Annotated in this window: 25 protein-coding genes and 1 pseudogene; 1 reads left to right on the top strand and 25 read right to left on the bottom strand. The window is 59.8% G+C overall.

Going from position 1 to position 22,347, the window contains the following annotated elements; genetic code table 11:
• From HMPREF2581_RS11540 to HMPREF2581_RS11520, 5 genes and pseudogenes are all read right to left on the bottom strand, one after another.
• Positions 1–460: pseudogene (locus HMPREF2581_RS11540) on the bottom strand (hypothetical protein); the annotation flags it as partial.
• A 979-nt stretch (positions 461–1,439) separates the two neighbouring features.
• A complete protein-coding gene (locus tag HMPREF2581_RS11535) occupies positions 1,440–5,147 on the bottom strand; it encodes a TipJ family phage tail tip protein (protein WP_023111194.1) in 3,708 nt (1,235 codons plus the stop codon).
• Positions 5,148–5,202: 55 nt separating this feature from the next.
• Positions 5,203–5,781: a tail assembly protein gene (locus tag HMPREF2581_RS11530; protein ID WP_023111193.1), complete on the bottom strand. Its 579-nt coding sequence runs from the start codon at positions 5,779–5,781 to the stop codon at positions 5,203–5,205.
• Positions 5,778–6,560, bottom strand: coding sequence for a C40 family peptidase (locus HMPREF2581_RS11525; RefSeq protein ID WP_003140655.1), 783 nt, complete (start codon positions 6,558–6,560; stop codon positions 5,778–5,780). The genes HMPREF2581_RS11530 and HMPREF2581_RS11525 overlap by 4 nt, the downstream gene beginning before the upstream one ends.
• Positions 6,561–6,562: 2 nt before the next feature.
• Positions 6,563–7,264: a phage minor tail protein L gene (locus HMPREF2581_RS11520; RefSeq protein WP_003140656.1), complete on the bottom strand. Its 702-nt coding sequence runs from the start codon at positions 7,262–7,264 to the stop codon at positions 6,563–6,565.
• 140 nt (positions 7,265–7,404) lie between these two features.
• Between HMPREF2581_RS11520 and HMPREF2581_RS11515 the strand changes: the two genes are divergently transcribed.
• Positions 7,405–8,022, top strand: a complete 618-nt coding sequence (locus HMPREF2581_RS11515; protein ID WP_023910124.1) for a hypothetical protein — start codon at positions 7,405–7,407, stop codon at positions 8,020–8,022.
• A gap of 386 nt (positions 8,023–8,408) precedes the next feature.
• Here HMPREF2581_RS11515 and HMPREF2581_RS33175 read toward each other — a convergent pair whose 3' ends face one another.
• From HMPREF2581_RS33175 to HMPREF2581_RS11430, 20 genes are all read right to left on the bottom strand, one after another.
• Positions 8,409–8,567 (bottom strand): hypothetical protein, encoded by a 159-nt coding sequence (locus HMPREF2581_RS33175; protein WP_153549358.1) that lies wholly within the window; start codon positions 8,565–8,567, stop codon positions 8,409–8,411.
• A 37-nt stretch (positions 8,568–8,604) separates the two neighbouring features.
• Positions 8,605–8,952: a phage tail protein gene (locus tag HMPREF2581_RS11510; protein ID WP_023910125.1), complete on the bottom strand. Its 348-nt coding sequence runs from the start codon at positions 8,950–8,952 to the stop codon at positions 8,605–8,607.
• A complete protein-coding gene (locus HMPREF2581_RS11505; protein WP_031632297.1) occupies positions 8,953–12,342 on the bottom strand; it encodes a tape measure protein in 3,390 nt (1,129 codons plus the stop codon). It abuts the gene before it with no gap.
• Between the two features lie 63 nt (positions 12,343–12,405).
• Positions 12,406–12,792, bottom strand: coding sequence for a hypothetical protein (locus HMPREF2581_RS32925; RefSeq protein WP_125898815.1), 387 nt, complete (start codon positions 12,790–12,792; stop codon positions 12,406–12,408).
• Between the two features lie 79 nt (positions 12,793–12,871).
• Entirely contained in the window at positions 12,872–13,138 is a 267-nt protein-coding gene (locus tag HMPREF2581_RS11500) for a phage tail assembly protein T (RefSeq protein WP_023111191.1), read from the bottom strand.
• Between the two features lie 29 nt (positions 13,139–13,167).
• Complete coding sequence (locus HMPREF2581_RS11495; RefSeq protein WP_023111190.1) at positions 13,168–13,518, bottom strand: phage tail assembly chaperone family protein, TAC; 351 nt, start codon at positions 13,516–13,518, stop codon at positions 13,168–13,170.
• Between the two features lie 9 nt (positions 13,519–13,527).
• Positions 13,528–14,022 carry a phage tail tube protein gene (locus HMPREF2581_RS11490; protein ID WP_023111189.1) on the bottom strand — a complete coding sequence of 165 codons (495 nt, stop codon included), beginning with the start codon at positions 14,020–14,022 and terminating at the stop codon, positions 13,528–13,530.
• A 66-nt stretch (positions 14,023–14,088) separates the two neighbouring features.
• A complete protein-coding gene (locus HMPREF2581_RS11485; protein WP_023111188.1) occupies positions 14,089–14,457 on the bottom strand; it encodes a DUF3168 domain-containing protein in 369 nt (122 codons plus the stop codon).
• The gene (locus HMPREF2581_RS11480) at positions 14,457–14,930 is read right to left on the bottom strand and encodes an HK97-gp10 family putative phage morphogenesis protein (RefSeq protein WP_031632296.1); all 474 of its coding nucleotides are present in this window, start codon (positions 14,928–14,930) and stop codon (positions 14,457–14,459) included. Before HMPREF2581_RS11480 ends, HMPREF2581_RS11485 begins: the two co-directional genes overlap by 1 nt.
• Positions 14,923–15,261 carry a phage head closure protein gene (locus tag HMPREF2581_RS11475; protein ID WP_023111187.1) on the bottom strand — a complete coding sequence of 113 codons (339 nt, stop codon included), beginning with the start codon at positions 15,259–15,261 and terminating at the stop codon, positions 14,923–14,925. Before HMPREF2581_RS11475 ends, HMPREF2581_RS11480 begins: the two co-directional genes overlap by 8 nt.
• A 3-nt stretch (positions 15,262–15,264) precedes the next feature.
• The gene (locus HMPREF2581_RS11470; RefSeq protein ID WP_023111186.1) at positions 15,265–15,594 is read right to left on the bottom strand and encodes a head-tail connector protein; all 330 of its coding nucleotides are present in this window, start codon (positions 15,592–15,594) and stop codon (positions 15,265–15,267) included.
• Positions 15,594–15,797: a hypothetical protein gene (locus HMPREF2581_RS11465; protein ID WP_023111185.1), complete on the bottom strand. Its 204-nt coding sequence runs from the start codon at positions 15,795–15,797 to the stop codon at positions 15,594–15,596. Before HMPREF2581_RS11465 ends, HMPREF2581_RS11470 begins: the two co-directional genes overlap by 1 nt.
• 51 nt (positions 15,798–15,848) lie before the next feature.
• Positions 15,849–17,063 carry a phage major capsid protein gene (locus tag HMPREF2581_RS11460; RefSeq protein WP_023111184.1) on the bottom strand — a complete coding sequence of 405 codons (1,215 nt, stop codon included), beginning with the start codon at positions 17,061–17,063 and terminating at the stop codon, positions 15,849–15,851.
• A complete protein-coding gene (locus HMPREF2581_RS11455; RefSeq protein WP_023111183.1) occupies positions 17,060–17,704 on the bottom strand; it encodes an HK97 family phage prohead protease in 645 nt (214 codons plus the stop codon). The genes HMPREF2581_RS11460 and HMPREF2581_RS11455 overlap by 4 nt, the downstream gene beginning before the upstream one ends.
• Positions 17,688–18,905 carry a phage portal protein gene (locus HMPREF2581_RS11450; RefSeq protein ID WP_023111182.1) on the bottom strand — a complete coding sequence of 406 codons (1,218 nt, stop codon included), beginning with the start codon at positions 18,903–18,905 and terminating at the stop codon, positions 17,688–17,690. Before HMPREF2581_RS11450 ends, HMPREF2581_RS11455 begins: the two co-directional genes overlap by 17 nt.
• 2 nt (positions 18,906–18,907) lie before the next feature.
• The gene (locus HMPREF2581_RS11445; RefSeq protein ID WP_023099111.1) at positions 18,908–20,587 is read right to left on the bottom strand and encodes a terminase large subunit; all 1,680 of its coding nucleotides are present in this window, start codon (positions 20,585–20,587) and stop codon (positions 18,908–18,910) included.
• 3 nt (positions 20,588–20,590) lie between these two features.
• Positions 20,591–21,082, bottom strand: a complete 492-nt coding sequence (locus HMPREF2581_RS11440) for a terminase small subunit (RefSeq protein WP_003119048.1) — start codon at positions 21,080–21,082, stop codon at positions 20,591–20,593.
• A gap of 88 nt (positions 21,083–21,170) precedes the next feature.
• Positions 21,171–21,539, bottom strand: a complete 369-nt coding sequence (locus tag HMPREF2581_RS33815; protein WP_226021094.1) for an HNH endonuclease — start codon at positions 21,537–21,539, stop codon at positions 21,171–21,173.
• 141 nt (positions 21,540–21,680) lie between these two features.
• Positions 21,681–22,010, bottom strand: coding sequence for an HNH endonuclease (locus HMPREF2581_RS11435; protein ID WP_023099112.1), 330 nt, complete (start codon positions 22,008–22,010; stop codon positions 21,681–21,683).
• Complete coding sequence (locus tag HMPREF2581_RS11430; protein WP_003119047.1) at positions 22,010–22,192, bottom strand: hypothetical protein; 183 nt, start codon at positions 22,190–22,192, stop codon at positions 22,010–22,012. Before HMPREF2581_RS11430 ends, HMPREF2581_RS11435 begins: the two co-directional genes overlap by 1 nt.
• Positions 22,193–22,347: the final 155 nt, after the last annotated feature.

Below are 22,347 nucleotides of genomic sequence, written 5' to 3'. Positions count from 1 at the left end.
CCGCACCGGTCGGTACGCCGCTCGACTGCGAAACGGCGCCCAGAATGCTGTCTCGAGAGTACAGCGCGCCCGAACTACCGAGCGCCTCCCGTACAGCCGCACTGCCGAGGCCGAGATCCCCCCGCGCTGCTGCCGCATTTGCAGAGAGCGCCCAGGGCTTTATCCCCGCCAGGGTTGCCCCCCACTGGTTGGCGATCAAGTTGAATCGATCCGACAGGTCCTTGTCGTAGCCCAGGATCGGCGCCACCGCATAGGCCTGGCCGCTGGCCGTGCTGCCCTGGTAGTTGGGCTTGATCGAGATGACCGTCGAACTGGCCACGTTTGTGACCTCGTACCAACGTCCATCGGGTCCGCGAAATGCATCGCCGACTCGGGCATTGGACGAGAACTGTGTGCCGGCACCGGTAACGGTCGGGCTATTTGCGGTCACCGCCACGGTTCCGGTTGAGTACCACGCCATAGAGTTCTCCTGCTATGCAATGGCCAGAAGAGGCCATGGGAAAGGTGTTCGTATTGCGTCTTGCCCAGGTCCGCCGACTTGAACAGTTGCTACGACTGTGTTTCGGGCCGAAGTAACAAACCCAATGGAGCACTCTCCAGTATCACCTTGGGGCGGTTGCGCCTGTACATTGAAATGACTAATCAGAAAATACCCATCAGTCCCATGCGGCCACGGTGCAGACCATGAATGCAGGGTGTAATACCCCAGATAGTTACCATTCGTGCCGTAATAATTCAGCATCTGGGTACCACTTATGAACCGAACAAGATCCCTGTTACTGTCAAATACCACTCTCGACTGATTGTCGAATATCTGCATCCCCCATCCGCCAGTTTTCGGCATGAACACCGCGCATGCCTTCCACTTCCCTCCCAGTACGACGCCGCTTGTATCTTGAAATACCTTCACGTAGAAGCTGAAACCCGTCCAGTTCCCAGCCGAACCAGCATGCTGGAACATCGTTATGTGATGCGACCCATTAGGGCAAAAGAAAACAAACGGTGGGAGCGGGCTCCGCACCGGAGATGGGTACGAGACGTTGATGATCTGGGCATTAGTGGCTGGGTAGGTACCAGACGCAACCAGATGCAGACAAGGGTGGTCCTGATCGATTATCACCTGACCGGCATTCCCAACAAACTTCGCACCGAAACTCATGAGAACATCACCGCATATAGAGTGTAATTCGCTGTTACATCACCGGACCAACCAAACGTAATAGTCGAGCCGCTAATGGTATGCCTGGGAATCCAAGATCTAGAATCCGGCGTATTGCAGACGACAAACATGACACCTTTAGAACCGTCGAACCCAGGGACCGTAACTGAAAGTCCCTGGGGGATGTTCCCCAAGTCCCGGCGATAGACCATCCTCAATGAATAATTATTGCTGTCAAAGAGTATTGAGCCGCCGGCTGAACGTGTTCTCATTCCGTAACTCATACGTCAAGATTCCCGATCTGGACTCGAAGCACCAAGTTTCCGTCATACACTTTTATTGCCTCTGCCGTCTGGCGCATAAACCCTCCCGACGTTGCGCTGTTCATTGTGAACGCGCCGCCCTTATCCAACTTCCATAGCGGCTCGCCGTTGGCACCGAGGGCGGTCGACTGAATCACGTTGCCGATCTTCGCGTTCGTAATCGAACCGTCCTGAATCATCGCGTTGTTGATGAACATCTGGCCTCCGACGATCGAGACCGGCGCCACGGTCTGCCCGCTGGAACTGTTGAACCAGAGGAACCGATCAGCCTGGAACGCCATGGTCGTCACGCTCGTACCGCTGTCGAAGCCCAGTTGCCAGCCAGCGGCGTACTTCTGCCCGTTGGCATGCGCCTGGAGCTTCACGCTGTAGAGCGCCTTGACGTTTCCATCCAGCGAGGTAACCGCTTGAGATGTGGTCTGGATGTTCGCCTCGTTGGTATCGGTGCGCGCACTGACGGTATCCATCCGCTGCCCCAGGGCGCTGTCCGCGTTGGCGCGGACGGTCTGTTCGGTGCTGATGGCCGAGGCGTTGCTCGCAACCTGGCCGGATAGCTGATCCAGCCGCTGGACGGTCACGGCATTGTTCGACGCAACGACCGACTCCACGGTGGCGATCCTGCCCTCCGCGGTCCCGGTACGCGCTTCAAGCAAGCTCGTCCGCTTCGCCTGCGCTTCATCCTCGTTCGCCCGCACGGTGACTTCGGTGGCGGCTCGAGCAATGGTGTCCCAGCCCTTCAGCGCATCGGCCTTCTCTCCGGTCGCCGGCTCCCGGCGGGCGGCAGCCTGCAGAACATCCAGGCTCGAAGCCGCCGCTTCGACCTTACCGTCGAGCTCGGTGATATCCGCGGTGTTGGTGGCCACCTGCTGGGCCAGGCCGTTGGCCGTCTCGATCGACTGTCCGATGTCGGCCCAGTAGGACGCGTTCGGCGGCGAGGCGTTGAGCGGCACCGCCTGCTTTGCCTGATACAGCCGGTTGCCGACCCGCACGATATCGTTCTTCGCGTAGGTCTTCGTCGGGTCGTAGGCCAGCACATCGGACAGATTATCGATCTGGCCCTGCAGGCCACTGATATCGACCTGCATCTGATCGATGTCGGCGAAGAACTGCTCGCCCAGCGCGGACTCGACGTACTCCTTGGTGATCAGCTCGTTGTACTCGCTCGCATCCGTCGAGCTTATACCGTCGACCCAGGCCGACCAGGGGCCGACGTTGCCGGTCCGGTCGATCAGCCGCCCGCGGAAGGCCAGGCGAGCGCCGGCCGCCAGTGAGGTCAGCGTATGGGTGTCGGTCGGGTACGCGAACAAGCCCAGGGCAGTTGCGTTCTGCTCGCTGCCGCCTGGGGTGACCGACTGCTGAATCTCGGTGTAGGCGGTGTCCGCCGCGCCACTGACCGGGAATCCCCACTCCAGACCGATCTTCCACGGTCCGCTGGTGGTACGCAGGAACGCCAGCGCCGGCGGCGCGCCGGTCTTGCCGGTGATGTTGGTCAACACCGAGTTCGCTGGGATCGACGACACGTTCATGGAGTTCACAGCCCGCACGCGCGCAAGGTACTGGCCGGCGTATACCCCACGCACTTCCACCATCAGCTCCCCCGTACGCGGAACCCTGACCCACTCGCGCGAGCCCCAGCGCCACTCTACGTCGTACGCTACCGCGTCCGGTGCCGCGTCCCAGGCGATGGTCATGATCGTGACCGCCAGGCCTTGCTCGACCGCGATGTGCTGCGAGATCAATACGCGTGCAGGCGGATCCTGCACCCCGGACGGCAGGACGCTGATCGGCCGAGAATCGATGATCGCCCCGTGATCGATCGCATCAAACTTGCCGGGCTCGTGCTGGATAACCTCAAGCTGGAATTGCTCCCAACTTGGTCTGGTCACGTTCTTGACGTAGAACTGCATCAGGGCCAGGTCGTCGTAGTCGATCGCCCAACCGCTCTCGGGGGAAGGCTCTTCACTGAAGTCGGCCACCACCGTTATGACGCGTCCGTCATGACCTTGAATCGCCCTGGCTTCCGAGCGCCCACTGGGCAGGTTGACTCGCAGCCGCGCGCCGACCGGGATATCCACATCTCGGTCTACGGTGATTGCTCGTCCAGATACCGCCGAGATCCTGCCGCCATTCGCACGACCGGCAAGCATGGGGTCTGCCAGAGCCACCACCTGTCCAGGCCGCGGGATGAATCCATCCAGGCCAACCTTCCAGACGGCCCCACGAGTCTGCAACTGCTCAGTCATAAGCGCCCACTGCCCCGCCCGCTGCGCCTGACCCTGGCTGGTGCAGCCGAGAGCCCCGACCGATACCTCCCTGACGATCCCGCCAAGCTCGATAATCGCATCCTCGTCGAAGACCGGCTCCTTGTCTGTCTCGAACGCATTGGCCGGGTTGTCCCAAGAGACCATCGCCAGCGAATGGCGGTCTCGCGTCCGTGTCCCCGAATACGCAACCACACCATCGTTCAGAATCTGCGACGTGGTATAGGTGTAAACCGGGTCCTGAGGCATGTCGGCGTTGACAGTGATCTGGCTACCATCCCAGAACGCCAACCCATGAAAGATTGCAGCGAGATCCTGAAGAACGGCATACGCCTCCTCTTGCTTCTGAAGATAGAGGTTGCAAGTGAACCTAGGCTCTTGACCGCCCTTCCCATCCGGAACCAACTGGTCGCAGTACTGCGCAATGCGATAGAGGGCCCAACGGTTGACCATGCTCTGGTCGATGCGCTCACCCAGGCCGTAATAGGGGTTCAACACCAGGTCATAGAAAACCCAGGCCGGATTGTTGGAATAAGCCTCCTTGAAGGTGCCGTCCCAAACGCCATTCGTGGTACCGGGGCCGCCGGTAAAATAGGTCCGAGTCTCAGGGTCATAGTTCATCGGAACCCGCACGATCCGCCCGCGCATGAGCGCAGAGAACTTCGGAAAGTCGCCCCCGAACTGTTGGGCGTCATACTCCACGCAGCCAACGGCGGTGAGCGGAAACTCCTGGTTGCTGTCGACAACTTCAGCTATCGCAGTCAGCACCATGGTGTCCTGGACCAGAGAGCTGTTCGCCTCCGGCGTGATCCGCCGCACGCGAACCGCCCAGTGCCCTCCTGCCGGCAGGTTGATCCGATGAGAACGGTAGTAAGTCGTAACGTTCTTCCGGTCGACAAACGTGCTGAGTACGGTCTGGTAAGGAGCGCCATCCGTGGCGACATCGATCGCGTACTCAATACGCACCCCATTGATGTTCCCGGACGAATCCTGCGCCTGCAGGTTGGGCCAGGACAGGCGCACGCGTACCGCATCCGCCGTGGCGTTCGTGACGGTGTAGATGTAGGGCTGCGTGCTGAGCAAGGTCTGGCCCACCGCAATCTCGTTGCTAGACTCCGCTACACCTTCCAGTCGCTCCTGATTTAACTCGCCCGGTCGAAACTGCCACTTCACGTCGGGATAGTTCAGCGTGCCGTCTTCTGCCTGGATCGGAGTACCGTCAAGCTTGATCGACTTGAGTCCATTGACTGGGCCAACAATCGGTCCCCAGCTCAGGAGATACAGGATCCGAGCAGTGGACAGCGATGCGACGCCGTTCTGGGCGATGTGCGGCTGCTTCGGCTTGGAACTGCCCCCCTTGCTTCCACGCAAAGGCTGATGGCGCTTTTTGGTCACAACAGACATTTTCGATCTCCAGAAACAAGAAACCCCGCCGAAGCGGGGTCTGGCAGCGGTCGTGCTAGAGCTGGTCTTCCGTGTAAACCCCGCCCGACTCGACGGCGCCGCCGATCTCTCGCTCGCCGTAAAGCACTGGGTATGGGTTTCCCTGAGCAATAGTGGTCATGGCGCCACCGAATCCATAGCTCGGGTTATTCCCATCCTCGTTCTTCGCGGCGGAAGCCTGAGTTGACGGGGCCAGCATCTGGGCAACGCCACCAAGCGCCAGGCCAGCGCCGCCAGCCATCATTGCAACGCCTATTGCCGAGGTGGTACCGAACGTGAAATAGCCCGCAACAACCAACGCCGCCCCCAGGACCGTCTGAAAAATCCCGGAACTCTTGCTGCCTTGGATGACTGGCACGATGCGGATGACCGACTCGCCGGCTCCGGCCAGGTCAAGCTCCTCTTCGCGAAGATTTCGCCGCCCTACGAAAACCGCGAACCGCATCCCGCGCTCTTCTGCGGTTCGCATGAATTTCTCGAAACCATCTACCATGCTGGCCAGGGCAATGGTGGCCTCTCGCGGCCCTGATACATCGAGCACATACTCACGGCCAAATTCACGGCGCAACGCGCCATACAGTCGCACGGTCTTCATTGGGGGAAGTCCTTGTGGCGAAGGATCAGCCGGACCCTGTTGGCCATGGACCAGCCGTAGATTTCACGTGTGGCCGCGCGACCCGCCATGTGGTGATAGATGAACGGACCCGAGCCGCCCAGTGCTGGAGCCTCTTCACTTCGTAAACAAGGATCGGCACCGAGATAGATCGCGGCATGGTTCGGGTGATAACAAGGCCTCCCTGGAGTGGGCACCTGAAACACCAGCATGTCGCCACGGCGCAGGTCGTCAACGCGATAGAAACCGGCACTCTCGTAATTGTCCTCGTACAGGCTCGATCCGTCCTTGACCTCCCACCAAAGGTCCTTGCGCTCGAAGTTCGGCAGCGTCAACCCAGCTTCTCGCTCGTACCAATCCCGGCAGGCGCCCCAACAGTCGAGCAAGCCGTGGGAAAACTCTCGGCCAAGCAACGGGGCACGATAACCTGATGGTTTGAACCAGGTCATTTCCCCACCCGGCAGCCCGATGATTCCCCACGGCAATCCGTGAAGCTCACAACTGACCCGGTCGGCCATGCTCGGGATCGGAGCCTTGTCAGGATGGCTATGGATGACGGCAATTACTTCGCCGCGGTCCTCTGCTGCTGCGTAGTCCCGGTGATCCATGACGAAGTTTTCGCGATCACTGACCGCCAGGTTGCCACAAGGAGCGTATTCTCGGCCGCTATCGGTCTTGAGCAATACGCCACACGCCTCGCTCGGGTAGACGCTTTCGGCGTGCGCCAGGATCTGACACTGGAGCTTTTGACTGATGCGCATGCTTACCTCGACGAAACGATCAAACTTGCCCCCAAAGAACCGCCGAAGCGGTTGGTGTTGCCGCGCAGCTTGCAACTGCTCCAGCGGCCGCCGCACCGATCGAGAGCCGGGTTATCGGTAGGCTCATCCTTCTTCGTGAAGAGGGCGGCGCCGGTATAGGCGCAGGCCTCTCCTCGGTACTGACCTCGGCACGCCCACCGGCAAAGCTTAGTGATCTGCTGGGCGGGTAGCATCTGCCCCTCCATGTCGATAGGGCTGCTGAGCGCGAATGTGACCTGCTCACGGGTTTCCTCGGTCTTCTGCTCGATGAACCAGATTCCCACCCGAGACTCGTCGGCTGCGTCGGGGTTGCCATCAGGGAAGTTCGCGGCATCCAGATAGTGCCTCCACGTCTCGATCACCCGAACCCTGGCGCCACAGAGGTCTCGCAACTGAAGGCAGATGGCCGATATCGCTCCTCGAATGCCGGCGAGCTCGTTTGCCAGTTGGAGGGTCGGCGACGCGGGTCGACCATCGCCACGAATATCAAAGCCTTTTGCGGTGATTTGGATCGGCTCGTACACATTGCCCTGCCAGATGATCTCCCCTTCCTGGGCGTGGCCATGGAATCGCCAGAGATTTCCGCCAAGGCGCGTCGCATCCACCTCAAACAGCCGGATCAGGTTCCCCGGCTCAAGCTTCTGCACATCAGCATTGAAGGCCATGCGTTCTCCAGATATGAAAAAGCCCGCGCGAGGCGGGCTGGAAGGTTGTACAGCGTGGATGAAATGCCAGTGGCACCATGTTTGCTCTGGCGGTAGCTTCCCGTGCTTGGATGAGGCCAGGGGCCGAGGAGGCAAGCGGAATGGAAGACCCAAGAACCACAAACTATAGATACGACGCGGGCCCAAACTCTGCCATGCGGGCAGAAATCGGGCAGATCGTGGTCAATCACAGCCTGTGCGATGAACCGCTCATGCGGATATTCGGTTTTCTAAGCGGACTAAGAGCGGATACCCAGTCGGTCGTCGTAGAATCATTAAGGCTCCGCTCGACCTCATTAGCAGCAACGGTCACAAAGCTTCTCGAAACATCGCCGTTACCGATCGACATACCGGAAAGGCTGAATGTCGCTCTGTCCACATTCAAGAAGATGACGGCGCAGAGAAACAAGATCGTCCATTGGGCCTGGGGGTTATCACCAGAGGGCAAGGACGAGGCCCCTATCTACCATCCAACAAAGAGGAACAGTGACGGAACGCCCTACTCAGAAACGCTAACGTTGCTTGAACTTAGAAAAATCGCGCTCGACTTAATGCAGGTTTACTACCTGCTCGGCATTATTGCTGGGCTGTTGGAATGCGGTGTTCCAGATGAAATTAAATCGGCATCGCTATCCAAGTTCGACAAGCTCATTGAGAAGGTGCGCTCGTCAATTTTGGAATATCCAGAGGCCGAGGCTGAAGAACTGCCATTATCCTGAACACATCCTCTAGCAGGAAAATGTCGACATCCCGATCCCATAACCCGAGCACATAATCCATCGCGGCTTTGACCATTAACTCAGTCACGACTACCTGCTTTAGCTCCTCAATGGGCCGACCTGTGCTCATTGAGAGCTCCCTCATGTTGGACTCACAAGCAAAAGTGCTCATTCAACTCGCTCCGAGATTTATGCTTTGTCTTGAATTTATCAGAGGCACCCTGACTCGACAGAAGATTCTTGCAGCCAACAAAGACACATCGCCCGAAAAGCTTCACTGGCATGCAGGCAGCAAGGTGTAGGAGATAACTTCGTGCTAGAGATTTTCCAAAAGGTATTTCCGGACGGAGTGATACCAAGCACTTACACTCTTGATATCCCAAATATCAACCGCGAATAACAGCTTTGGTCACGGCGCTATCTTTTACGAACTGCGCCGAAATCACGATTTGACCGTCAGAGCGTAAAAGCCAAGCTGGATTTCCTTTCGAGTCTACAGCTTGGCTTTTAATAGCCTGACCTTTGGTGGTAGTTTGGGTGTTCATTCCTCTCTCCCGCGGCATAGCCGCTCATGGTTGGTTGTTACGGGTAGAAGACCTGAACGAACGTGAAGCTCAGTTCGTACAGACCTCCCCCCAACGGCCTCAGTTTGTATCCATTGCACCGGTATCGACCCTGTACGCCGCCAGGGGGCGTCCATAGGAACGACTTGTACCCCTCGTGCCGGTCCAGAAAGGCGCGGGCGCCCAGGAGATCATCACCAGCCTCCAGGCGCCCGATGATCGTCATTCCATCCCAGGTCTCGGATCTGGTGTTGATCCCCGTTCCGCCGGACTGAACGTATCCATCCCCGAAGTCGTTCTGCCAGGTGCGTTGAGCAGTCTCGCCGGTAGCTCCAAGGCGCGTACAGTAAGAAAAGGTCTCAGCCACTTATCGTCTCCAAAGCAGACCGTTCTGCCCCATCTCTTCCCGAATGACGCTCCGGACCTCCTCCCGCAAGGCCAGCCCGGCAGCCTCTCCCTGCATTCGAGCTTCCTCTTGGCTCATGCCGGGCTGGGCATTAACCGTGACCGGAGCGTTGATAGTGATCGACGGCGCCTGTCCAGCCCCAGCACTCGCGCCGCCTTCCCTGCTGAGGAAAGCAGTCAGGTCCCTGTTTTGATTCGGACTGAGCACCCGCTCACCAGCATCAAGCAGCCAGGTACTCTCCTTCGGGATGTTGTCGATGCCGCCGTGCGCGATGCCCGCGAAGGCCGCCGAAGAAACTCCAGCAACCATTGGCGCGGTAGCTGCGGCGGCAGCCGCAGCAGCACCAGCAGCCAGGCCAGGGCCAACAATCGGGATGGCAGCCGTCGAGGCAAACGCTGCTAGCTGTGCCTGAAACGCCGTTGCCTGAGCATTGGCGACCAGCCCGATTGCCGCAGTCGATTGAGCCGTCTTCCCTACGACCAACTGCACCGCCTGGTAGACAAGCCACTGGGCGGCCATGTCAGCCAGGGCCTTGATGACCGACTTAGCCAGGTCCGCAGCCATGTCACCGAACGCATCTCCGAGACTCTTGGTCCGCGTGACGATATCGGTGATTGCATCGCCCAAGCCGTTGGTAGCATCGCCAAGTGCACCAGATACGAAGACAGAGGCCTGCTTCGAGTAATTCTGTGCATCCTCCACGTAGGTTTCCCATGCGGAGCGGGCTCCGGACACCCAGTCCCCCTGAGCCTCAAGTCGAGCATCGTAGTTTGCCTGCAACTGCTCCAGCATTTGCTTATGGTGCTTCTGTTGAGCCTGGAGTTCTTGCTGGTACTCGTCGTCGCTCATCCCGACCGATCTGTCTGCGTAGCGGTCGGCAAGATCCCTGCGGGCCTTGGCGTAACGGTCATTCTCCTCGTTCAGCTTGTCGAACAGCCCCCTCTGGCTATCGCTCATCCCCATCCCGAGGATTTCGCGCTGCCCTTCGAGCTTGAGATTGCCCAGGCTCTCGTCCATCGCGGACTTGATCTCTCTGAGCCGCTTCACGAACGGATTGGCCGCGTCCACTGCGGAGTTGAACGACTTGGCCGCCCACTCGATTCCCTTCGCATACTCCTGGCTCGTGATCTTCCCCCTGTCCTTCAGGGTGTTGAGGGCCTCGATGTTTTTCCTGTACTCGTCCGCCGCAGTCGCGGTAGGGTCGATCTCCTTCTTGAGGTCCCGATACCGCTCCTCAGCCTGCTTCAGCCCCTTCGCAGAGTCCTTCAACAGGTCCTTCTGGGACTTGGTCGAGGCATTCGCCTTGTCCACGGCTGCGGCATAGGCCAGGGCGCGCTTTTCATCGTCAGGACTTAGCTTCAGGATTCCAGCGTTGATCTGGGCGCGGAGCTTCTCTACCTCGGTCAGCTTGCCGGCGACAACGCTCTGTTTCTGCAAATTATCCAGATAGCTCGCGCCAGCCTTATCCGAAGCGAACCTTGCACCGTCCAGTTCTCGCTGTGTCTTCTGGATGGCAAGGCGCAAGGACTCTGCTTTCTCCTTTGCCTCGTCCAGCGAAGGACCAAACGGAATGTCGGTATTGTCGTCAACGCCCTTCTGGAACCGCTCCTGAAGCGCCTCGGCATCCTTCAATTGATCCTGAAGGCCCGCCAACTGCTGCTTCAACTGGTCATAGCTGAGCCCGGAAAGATCCTCCGGAATCATCGTCCGAGCGGCCTGGCGGATGCGGGTGGAGGCGTCTTCGAAAGCATTGGCCGCACGACCAGCATTACTCTCGGCCTTGTCCCCGAAATCGACGAAGGACAAGGCTACCATCCCCAGCGAGATGATCAGCCCCGGCCATCCAGCAGCAATCCTGAGAATCCCCGCGCCTGCTGTTCTCAGGGCATTTAACCCTGCCCCCAAAGCTGTGCTGGCCGCGAACCATCGGCCCATTGCGGCCGTCGAGGCAGTTTGAGTTGCGGTAAGTTGCAAGTTCGCCGCAGAAAGCGCTTCGGTTGCAGACACTCGCTGAGCAAGGGCTGCGGTAACCGCCTGCGAGCCCGCCACGGTGGTGGCCGTCAATTGCGCCTCGGCAGCCTGAAGCTGCTTGATGATGGCCGTTTCGGATAGCCGTAACTCGGCCATTCGAGCGACAGACTGCTGTCGGCCAATCTCTGTGATTTGGGCCTTCAGCCGCTGACCTTCGAGTTCGCGCTCAGCCACAAGCGATGCCTGTACGGCCCGCAAACGAGAGATTTCGGAGGCTTGCCGCTCCCGATCAGCAGCCACCTGTGCACGAGCAGAAGCCACGGCTTGGCGGGCTCGGTCTAACTCAGCAACGGCCTCGGCCTTCACCGCCTGGGCGCGTCGCACCTCTCCGGCCGCAGCAACCGACGCAGCATAGGTCTGCTCCTGGGTCGCCTTGGCGTCTGCGATCTTGGCAGCCGTCGCGCTTACCAGAGCGCCAGCAGTACGTCCGATCGCCAGATACAGCCCAGTATTCAGGACCTGGACGAAGGCCTGTACGCCCGTAGAGTCAAGCGACTTCGACAGGGAAACCATGGCTTCCGTAAAAGCCTTGGACACCCCGAGAGTGCTATCTAGGCTGCCGATCGCTTTGGTCGCGCTGTTCTCCAGCACTTGAAACGCACCAGCTATGGTGGTCTGGGCGCGCGCAAATTGGTCATCAATCGCGCGGGTTTGAGACAGAATCGCCTCGAAGACTTGCTTGGAAGTCAGTTTGCCCTGTTCGCCAAGCTTCCGGAGGTCTCCAACCGCAACCCCGAGACCGTTTGCGACGGCCTGGGCCAAGCCCGGAGCCTGCTCGAGTACCGAGTTCAGCTCCTGACCTCGGAGCACTCCCGAGGCGAAGGCCTGGCCGAGTTGCACCAGCGAACCTTCCGCGGCGGCAGCGGAAACACCACTGGCCGACATAGCCTTGCTGATGTTCTGGGTAACCTGGACAACTTGCTGTTGATTTACGCCGAGCTCACCAGTCGAAGCAGCAATCCTCTGGTACAGTTCCGCAGTACCCTCCAAGGACGACTGCGCGTTCTGAGCGACGGAATACACTGCATCCATCGACTGACTGAACTGAGCCTGACTTTCGCTGACCTGCTTGATGCGGTTCTCAATAGAGACCCAGGCTTGCGAATATCCAACAAGTTCTCGGGCGCTCAGATAAGCAGTTGCCGCAACGCCAATAGACTTGATTGCGCTAACTGCTGTAGAGCTCGCCCGCTGCGTGCTTTGCTCGATCCGCCCCATACTGCGCGCAGTGTCTTGGGCGGCTCGACTCATGTTCTGCTGGAATCCCCCAATGCGCGCAATGAGGTCGAGCGTCAGCACACCAAGGGAGCGAGAGGCCATTTAGCTTTTCTCCGGACAATAAAAAACCCGCCGGCCTGGCGGGTTTCGGAAAACTAATTAAAACTACGTCGATTTTCCACAGCTAGGACAATAGAGCGTGTAACCCCTAATTTCACCACCGCAATGTTTACATAAAGCCACTTTCCTTGACTGATGCACCTTTGGCTCCTCAGGTGGATCAGGCGTCAATTCTTGCTTGTTTTTCTCCCTAAGCAGAAATTCTTCGTTAACTTTATCTATTTTCTCGCTGATGCCTGACCCATTATAAAAAAGATACTCCCGAAGCCCATGAAAAATAACAAAAGAAATACCAATAACCACAACAATAGAAGCAGATAAAACCAGCCATATCCCATAAGCTGCGACAAGAGCAACAGCAACTCCGATCAACCACGGGGCCAGAATAAAGGCAATAATTATCAAAACAACAAGAATAGCCACCTGGATCATTATACAGTCGCTCTAAAATTGCTGGTAAATACAATCTACCATCACTGCGCCAGCACAGGAACCCAGCATCCTTGCCAGGTCAAACCCAAGCGGCCATCGCCTGTTCGAGCGATATCCCCACCGACTCTACCGGCGCTCGAACATGGGGGCGGAAGTCGTCGGGCTCGCACTTCACCCCGCCAACCTTGGCCTGGATCGCCGCCAATTGGGCCAGCACCCACTCCAGGCGATAGCTCCCGTTGAGGGAGCCACGCTTTTTCAGGTAGGCAACCCACGCCCTGTACTCGTCGTAGTCGATGCGTTCCTTCGCCTCTCGAATGGTGCAACCGCCGATGCCGTTCAGCACGAGCTCATGCCAAACCTCATCGGCGGGCGTCAGTTTTTTTCGTCACCTGGCCCAGTGCCATTGACCTCCGCGACAGCCTGCAAGAGCAGGAAGCCCAGCGCAGGGTCGAGGTTGAACGCAGTTTCGTAGGGAATCTCCTCTTCCCCACCCTCGCCCAGTCTGACGCTCTCGGCCAGGTAGCGCGCATTCTGGCTCTTCTTGTCGTCGTCTTGGGCGAACAGGCGTTCCATGGCACCGAAACTGCTGCGCTTGATGAACACGTCGAAGGTGTCCGTGACCGCTTTTTTCTTGCCCGGCGGAGTGTGCGTCCAGGTGATGCTTTTCTTCACCAGTCCATCGCCCAGGACCGCGCCAGCGGCCACCAGATCGGCTAGTTTCATGTCTGCTCCTTACGCGGTTTTCGGAATCCACTGCCCTGCGCCAGAGCGCTGGATCGTGGCCTGGGTGGCGACCAGGGTGTTGGCTGCGAAGTCGAACGGGAAATCGCTGACATAACCCTCGAAGGTGAACCAGGTTCGGCTCGGGGGAAGCACGAAGGCATCCCCTTCGGTATTGAGAGTGGGGGCTACGTCGACACCATCGGACCAGCCAATGGCGAACTGGATCATGGTATCGCTGTCATCTTCGGACAGTTGGTAGAGGCGCAAATGGCTTGCATTGCGCGGATCGGCATTCAGGCCAACGGTAGCCTGGCCAGGAGTGCGCATCCCTTTCTTGTACTTGCGCGAGGTCTCGCTCAAGCACGGGTCCTCGATCTGGTCCGCCGGGTTTCCGCCGGGGTTGAAGGAGGTGATGCACTCCACCTCCATTACGGTGAGCGCTCCAGCGCCCGAAGCGGGCGGCACGAGGGCGTAGAGCTGCGTCCCTTGGGTAAGCATGGACATAGGTCATTCTCCTATTGCGGGCGTAAAAAAGCCCGCGGCTGAGCGGGCGATGGTTTGGGCGACTGGCTATCTGGGTATCAGCCAATCAACGTCGAAGCTGATTCGATACGACTTGGTTTGAGGGTCGCGAGGCTGAGGCCCCCAGCGCACGATGTAGGCACTCTTCTCGATCACATTGCGCAGGGCCTTCGCTACCGCGTATGCAGAGGCGGACGTGCTCGCGTAGATATCGACCTGCAGGGTTACACCATCGGCGTCTGGCAGGCCTGCCAGGTAGTTCTCGGGCGAACCGCTGACCACCTGCCAAACCGCATAGGGATATAGAGTCCGCTCGTCGGCCTCGCCGAACGGAAAGATGCGCGTGTCTGGTGAACCCCCAAGCAACGCCTGGCAGGCCGCGTCCCCTGAAACGACAGAGTAGATTGGCGCAAACATCAACGCCCCCCAACCGCGCGGTCGATCTCGCTGCTCAGTTCGGACACGAACCGATCAGTGACCTTCGCAACGTTCTCTGGTAGAGCAGGCCGCATGAATGGCTTCGCCGGCGAGTACTTGGTGCCGAACTCCAGATAGCGCCAGTGCCTGGTGTCGCCACCAGGATTTCCGCTTGCATCCTTGCTGTACTGGTTTCGACCAGCGCCGCCGCGCACTCCAACCTTCATCACCACCCCCCCTTCACGCCGCCCCTGCTTGGCGGACTCTTGAGTGATGATGTTCTTCCAGATTTTCTCTGGTGTTTCGGGATCATCGACAAGTCGCGCCTTTTCTCGTGCGGCATCCCGGACAATGTTCATAGCCTTGCGCGCAGCCTTTCTCAGGCCATTGCGTTGCAGCCTTGGCGCAAGAGATCGCATCTTCTCCACAACGCCATCCAATCCGTGGATGCGTGACTCAGCTATATCAGCCATCGGTTACCCCCTCGCTCACGAGAATGGTCAGATACTCGCGTCCCGACCTCTTATCAGGGATTGGCTTACCCTCGATTTTGTACGGAACACCGCGGTGTACGATCCGCATAGTGGGCAAGACGCCTTCCCGGTAGCGGATGACGATGCGAGCAGAAAGCTGGGACTGGGCCGCTTGCGCAGCGATCAGATCGCGAGCAGAAAGGGGCTCGACGGCGGCATAGACCTTTGGCCAACGATCCACCCAGGCATAGTCGACGGCGCCGCTATCCGGATCACGGATTTTCTCCTTCACCTGGAATGCGACCAGGTGCCTTAACCGACCAGCCTGCATGTCTCAGAACCTCTTCCGGTACCAGAGCAAGCGCTCAACGGCCAACGGGACCACGGTTACAGAACCATCGGCGACGGCTCCCTCTCGATTGGCGTACCAGTGCGCCACAAGCAGGTATACAGCCTGCCACACATCCGGCGTCAGGCCGATTTCATCCGGAGCGGTGGGCTCGCCCTCGACCAGCCGGCAGTCACAGTGCTGCTCGACATGGGAAAGCGCCGCGGCGACATAGCCTTTCAGTAGTTCGTCGTCATCGGTGATATCGGCGTCTACACGCGCCTGACGCTTCACCTTCGCCAGGATGGATGGATCGGCATCCCAGTCGATCTCCATCACTTGGCCCCTTTCGGCGCCGCCGGCTTGGTCTCTTTCGGCTTGGTCTGTTCCCCGACCTCAGCAGCCAGCCCCTTGCCGATCAGGACGTGTGCATACTCATCGTCGACTTTCTCGAACACCTGGCCCGCGCGAACCTGGGCCGACTCCGCCCCGAGCTTCTTCGCGTCACCTACGAACCCCCAAAGTGCCTTGATCTTCATGTTGCCTCCTGGAAACGAAGAGGCCGGCATTGCGGCCGGCCTCATCAGGGGTTACGCCGCGAAGCGGCCTTTCACCAACGCCTCGCGACGACGCACGCCCAGACCGAGACGCTCCTCAACCAGCAGCGCCCGTTCGTTCCGGATGAACTGATCGTTGATCAGACCCATCTTGAACAGGAACGACATGCGGTCGAAGAGGATCGAGGAGCGGGCGAAGTTGGCGATCAGGAACTCGCCGCCGGTGGCCGGATCTTCACCGTTCGCCGGCGCGCCTTCGTCCATGCTGTCCGAGGTGATCACCGGGCGACCCCAGAGCACCGGGGTGACCAGGCCCTGCAGGTTGGCGAACAGGTAGCGGTTTTCGCCATCCTTCTGCAGCTCGATGTTCATCCAGTCCAGCTCGGTCATCACCACGCCGTCGGCAGACAGCTTCGACTGCTTGCGGACCTGGTAGATGCCGCGGCGTACGATGTCGATGGAGGTGTCGCCAGCCTTGTTCAGGGCGGTGTCGTAGGTGGTCGCCTGGGTCATCAGGCCGTTCAGGTTCTCGCCGGTGCCGTCACCCTTGAGGATCTGCGCTTCTTCCTCCAGCTTGAGGTCGTAGCGCAGCAGTTCCTGGATGTAGCCGAACAGTTGCGGCACGTCGTCCAGGGCCTCGTCAGTGACCGGCATCCACACGGCCAGCTTCTTGACGCGGTCGGTCACCGACTCGAAGGTCACGTTGCTGGTGGGCTTCAGCGCACCTTCGGCTACCGGCGCCGCGCCACGGGTGTGCAGCAACTCTCGGTAGTAGGTGTAGCTCTGGCCACTGACCGGAATGCTGGTCAGCAGGTCGCGGATGCGCAGTTCCTGGCGGATGCCGGGCTGGATGGTCGGGTCGTAGTTCGGCACAACGATGCCGGCACTGGTGACCTTGGTCTCCTTCATCGACGCCAGGTCCGACTTGGTGACCTCGATGTCGGCGGCATTCGCGCTCTTCTGTTGCAGCGCCTTGTAGCCGTCGTGCGACTTCACCATATCGATGAAGCTCTTGCCTTCGCCTGGGCCGCCGCGCAGCTTGACGCCCTTCTGCTCCAGATCCTGTACCTGGTCGATGACCTTCTGCAGTTCGTCCTTCTGGGTCTGAATTTCCTTCTTCAGCTCAGTGGCAACCTGGTTGCCCTTCTCGACCTCGGTGATGGCCAGGTCGTACTTCTTCTGGAGCCCGTCGAAACCGTTCTTCAGTTGCAGCTCCAGAGAGTCCTTCAGTTCTTTCACTTCGCTCATGGCGATACTCCAAAATGGGTGGTGAACAGGGTTGAAATGTCTTTCAGCTCTTCCACGATCGCCGTGGCCTCGCTGCCGCCGTCACGGCGGAGCGCTGGGTAGCCGAGCGAAGCGACTGCTGCCGCTTCCTTCTGAGAGAGCCCCATGCGTTCGCGCAGGGCGTTCTCGAAAAGCCGGATGTCCGACTTGACGCTGATGACCTCGGCCTCAGGGTTCATGCCGAACGGAACGAACGACGCCTCCCAGAGTTCGGCGGCCTTGATGACTCGGACCTGCCGCCCGGCGCGCTGCTCGAAGTTGGCTTCGATGGTGTTGAACCCGATGGACATGCTGTCGAGGCTGCCGTCCTTCATCAGCTCGTAGGCGTCGCGTGCGTAGCTGACTGCCAGGTTCACTCGGCCCTTGAGGAACAGCCCTCGGTCATCCTGGGTGAACTCCGAGGTTCCGACCAGCCGAGTCAGGTCGTGGTACAGCGCCAGCTTCAACCGGCCGTTGCGAGCGGTCTTCACCTTGGTGAAGGCGCCCTTGATGATCACGTCATCGCCGAGGTCGACGTTGTCGAACACCGCGGCGTAGCCCTCGAAGTTGCCCGCCTCATCAGCGGCCTTCACCTCGAAGGGGCAATCAAGTTTGCTCAGCATTGGTCTGCATCTCCCACCGGGAGACCCGGTCGTATTCAGGGCCATCAAGTGGCGGAAGGTTTTCTTTGCGGCGAACTTCGTTGATGGTCATCCAGCCGGAACCACCGGAGCCACCAAGAGCCGCAGCGAACAGAGTGGCGCGACCGGCGCTGTCAGCGCGCTGCAGACCTTCGAGCACGAACTCGACGAAGCGGCCCGAGTCACCATAAAGCTTGTCGTTGAGTTCGTCCTCAACTGCATCGGCGTATGGTTTGAGGCCGAAGGTCGTGAAGCCAGTCAACTGCTGTTCGAGGTTGGAACCCATGATCGAGGTCTTGCCGGCGCGGTTGGCCAGCCAGAGCGGCACGCCGTAGATGCCGGCAAGTGCTTCCTCTTGGAACTGCTGGGACTCGATGAACTGAGCATCCTTCTGGCTGATGCCGGCAGGCACGATGGTCGGGCCACCCTGCAGGATGGCCATCTTGCCGATGTCGTCGGCGTCCGCCTTACGGACGTCCGGAAACCTGGCCATGACCTGAGTCTGCTGCTTGTCGGTCAGGAACTCCTTGTAGATGACATAGCCACCCGTGAAGCCGCCTTTACGCATGAAGCGCGCAGACCATTGCTGGCCCGCCTTGGCCAGACCCATGGTCTCCGCCTGGTACTCGATAGGCGACAAGCCGACGATGCCGTCCATGCTGAATATCTTGAAATGCAGCATGTTCTCCGGAGAAACCGGGAATGGTTTCCCATCCTTGGGCTGCACCCAGTAGAGAAGGTCCTCGTCGGTGTCGATGGTCACCTGGTCGATACCGAGCGGAATCCAACCGATCGGCTCGCCGTGGCGGTTGCGCTCGATCAGTGCAAAGGCGTTACCACGCAGCGCCATGTTCACGACCACGAACTTCAGGAAGTTCAGCCTCGTCATGAATGGGTTGGGCTTTCGGAGGAGCTTCTGCGCTCGATCCTTTCGCGACACCAGCAGCCGTTCGCCGTCCACATCCTCGTAGAGCTTCAGCGGCAGGCCCGACAGCGACTCCGAAAGGATCTTCACGCACGACCAGACCATGCTGATCGACAGCGCGGTCTTGGTGGTCACTCGCACGCCGGCCTTTGTGCTCTTGCCGCCGACCTCAAGGTCCACCTCGACGTAATCACCCGTGGCTGGGTCGGTGTAGCCGAACATCCGCCACGTGCGAGGGTTGTACCAGCGAAATGTCATGGTCAGCCTATGAGTCCAAAGAAGCCGTTGTTGAGGTAGTCATCCATGCCGCCGCGCGCCTCCGGATTGAGGGACAGCAGCGATACCGCGTTGAACGTCGACATCAACGGGTCGATCTTCGCGGTGCCGGACGCCTGCTTGGTGATCAGGAAAGCGTTGGCGGAAGGCACGCCCTTGGCGTTGCCGCAGGCCCAGGCCATAAGCGGCTGACCGCAGTGCATCAACACACCCTCGGCCAGCTTCCTTTCCGTGGTCTTGATGGCCCCGGTCAGCTTCCAGCCCTGAGAGATGCCGACCGTCTGCTCCTCGGTGATCCCCGCCTCCAGTAGCGCATCGAGCACGGCGCCAATGCCGGCGGGGTCGAGCCCGACCTTGTCGAGCAGACCGGCCTCGTTGACCCGAGCGACGTACGCCGCCAGCTCCTCAACGTCATCGCCGATTTTCTCAACCAGGGTCAGATCACCAGCCGCCGCGAGGTCATGGAGCCGGGGAGCCTCGGACTTCCGGCGCTCCAGCACCGAGGGGTGCGCCCAGGCATGCGCCCAGTGAAACCACCGGCGCCCCCCTCGCTCGCGGCCCAACAGCGTCAGCGCCAGCAGGTCGTCTAGGCCGCCACCGTCGACGCCGCCAACAATCACCTCGCAGCGCTCAATCAGGGCATCCAGCGAAAGGCCTGGCAGCGCCTGCGGCTCCCAGAATGCGGCGCCGACCCAACTGTCGGACATCAGCGCCAGCCCGATCTCGATGTTCAGGAACTTGGCGAGGAACCCGCGTACCTCGGCCTCACCGTCGAGTTCTGCCTGCATAAACAGGCGCTCGAGGGTAGGCCGATCCACCGAGTAGCCCATGTTCGGGTTGACCAGGTGGAAGTTCTCTGGCCGCCGCGCCTCTCCGCTCTCGATCATCTCCTTCGGGAACTCGTAGATGATCGGCAGAAACCGGTTGTCTTCGATGCGTCCGTCACGGACGCCCCGGGCATAGGTCAGCTTGGACCTGAACACCCCGGCGGGCGGCTCGTTCGACTGGGTCGTGAGCCAGATGATGAAACCTTCAGGGCGAGACAGCAGGCCGCCAGTGGCCTCCCGAATCATGTCCGGTGCCTTCGGGTTCTTGCCGAACAGCCAGGCCTCATCAATCAGCACGCCGACGGCCTTCTTGCCACCGACCACATCGCTATCAGCGGCCACTACCTTCAGGGTGGCTCCCGTCTGATTGTGGGTAATCAGCCGCAAGTGCGGTTGAACATGAAGCAGATCCGACAACTCTTCGTCGTGCTTCACCATCGCCGCCGCCGGCTTGAAGCTGTTGTCGGCGATCTCCTTGGTCGGCGCCAGGATGATGAACTCGGCCTCAAGCCGCCAGTTGCGGATCAAGGCGGTCAGCATGATCGCGGCTGCGATGGTCGACTTCGAGTTCTTCTTCGGGATGCAGAGGAAGTACTCGGTGATCAGTCGCTGGCCGGTCTCATTGTTGTAGCTGCCGAAGATGGCGCCGGCGAAGTCGAGCACCCAGGGGGCGCATGCGGCCTCGATTGTCGGGGAGCCGGGAGCGTCTACGATCTTCAGTTCCCGGAAGACGCTGAGCCCCTCCTCGGCTTCCTCAGGAAAGAGCGGCGGCGGAATGATGGATTCACCAGCACTCAAGCGCCGCCACCAGTCAGGGCAGGCAGTGGTCCAGAGCATGGTTTACCCCCTGACGACGGATAGTGGAGGCTTGCCCTGGCCGAACTTGCCTTTGCCGGCTTGCTTCGCGGCCTCGGCCTTCTGTTCCTTCTTGCCCATCTCACCCTTCTTGCCATGGAAGAAGTCGACAGCTTTCTGAGCCGCGCTGCGGCGATCGAAGACCTTCGCCCGCGGCTCATTCATCAGATTGACCAGCCAGACCAGCGGGTCCTCCGTAAACGGCAGGCAATCCAGGTACTCGCCATCAGGTTCCTGCTCATCGCCGAGCGGCGCTTCATGGTCCTTGCCCTGCTTCGGCGAAGGCTCCTTGGCTTTAACATCTCGCCGCCCCTTTAACATCTTCAGGGCGGCGATGATTTCGGGGTGCTTGGCAAGTCGAGCGCCAGCGGCCGCAGAGCTGGAAGGCGCGTAGCCAGCGGCTTCGGCGGCAGCTTTGTTGGATGCTCCTCGGGCCTTCGCGTCAACAAACCGTCGCTGTTTGTCTGTTAACGCCATTAACAAAATTCCTAGAGATCGGAAAAAATGTGCGAATGCGGGCGGGGGCGGTCTAGCTTCAGGCGAAACCCTATTAATCCATGCCCCCCTACCCTGACAGGCATTTCCAGGCCTTTCCGGATGCGAGCACTCGGACGTAATCGCGGCTGATCCCGTAGTCGGAAGCAATTCGCCTCGGTGACTCACCCTCACGACGCCGGCGCCTGATCTCAAGCACCTGTACATCGCTGAGCTTCCGGTGCCTGGCGCGCATACCTGGCCCCAGTGTTCCGTGGCGAATGGCGTCGGCCGCGTTCTCTCTCCGACTACCCCATGCAAGATTGGCGGGGCAATTATTCAAAGAGTCGCCATCCAGATGGCGCGCTTCCATGCCTTCACAACTGGGCCCTCCAGCGAAAGCCAGCAAGACCAATCGATGCACATCCAGCCTGTGTCGCTCTCGCCTTCCGCAAACCATCACGCCGACGGTGACCCGTCGATACCCCTTATGGATCTGCGTCGCCAGGACTCTAGGCACGCCAGAACGAACAGACACAACCTCCCCATCCTCGCTGGCAAAGTATCCATCGAGGTCAGGTATCGGTCGCATGCTGGTCTACTAGAAGCCGGCGGCTTCCTCTTTCTGCTTATCGGCGGAGTGACAGGGTCCGCATAGCGGCTGCCAGTTGTCCTGGTCCCAGAACAGGTCCTGATCGCCTCGGTGAGCCACTATGTGGTCAACGGTGTTGGCCGCGGTGACCAAGCCCTTGCGCTCGCAGTACACGCACAACGGATGATCGCGAAGGTACTGATCGCGGGCCTGCTGCCAACGGTAGTCATAGCCTCGCTCGGTTGAGGTCTTACCGGTCCGCCACGAACCAGGCGCCGCAGTCTTCAGCCGGTCGCCCTGGCTCGACACGCGGAACCCGAGAGTCTTCAGTCTGGCCATCAGATCGGCCTGCCGCTCAGGTCGACGCGCGGCATGTCGGCATCTATCTCGCCCTCATCGGCCAGCGCCTGGATCAGCAGAGCCAGCAGATGGTTGGTCTTCCTCTGCTCGGCCAGCATCGACTCCAGAACGCCCACCGGATCCAGGCCACGCTCGCTGGAGCACTTGCATGATTCGGTCATATCCCACCCTCGCTATCTGCTTGGCGCGCTCTCGGCGAGCGGCGCATCCTTCGCATCCCATCTGCAATACCTCGGCAGGCCGGCGATGTGCTTACGCAACGCCTCAATCATCAGTTCGCGCCGCTCGACTCCGGCTCGGAGATCAGAAACAACCT

Source organism: Pseudomonas sp. HMSC057H01, from assembly GCF_001836405.1.
GTDB classification, from domain to species: Bacteria; Pseudomonadota; Gammaproteobacteria; order Pseudomonadales; family Pseudomonadaceae; genus Pseudomonas; species Pseudomonas aeruginosa.
This window is presented reverse-complemented; position numbering and strand designations above follow the sequence as displayed.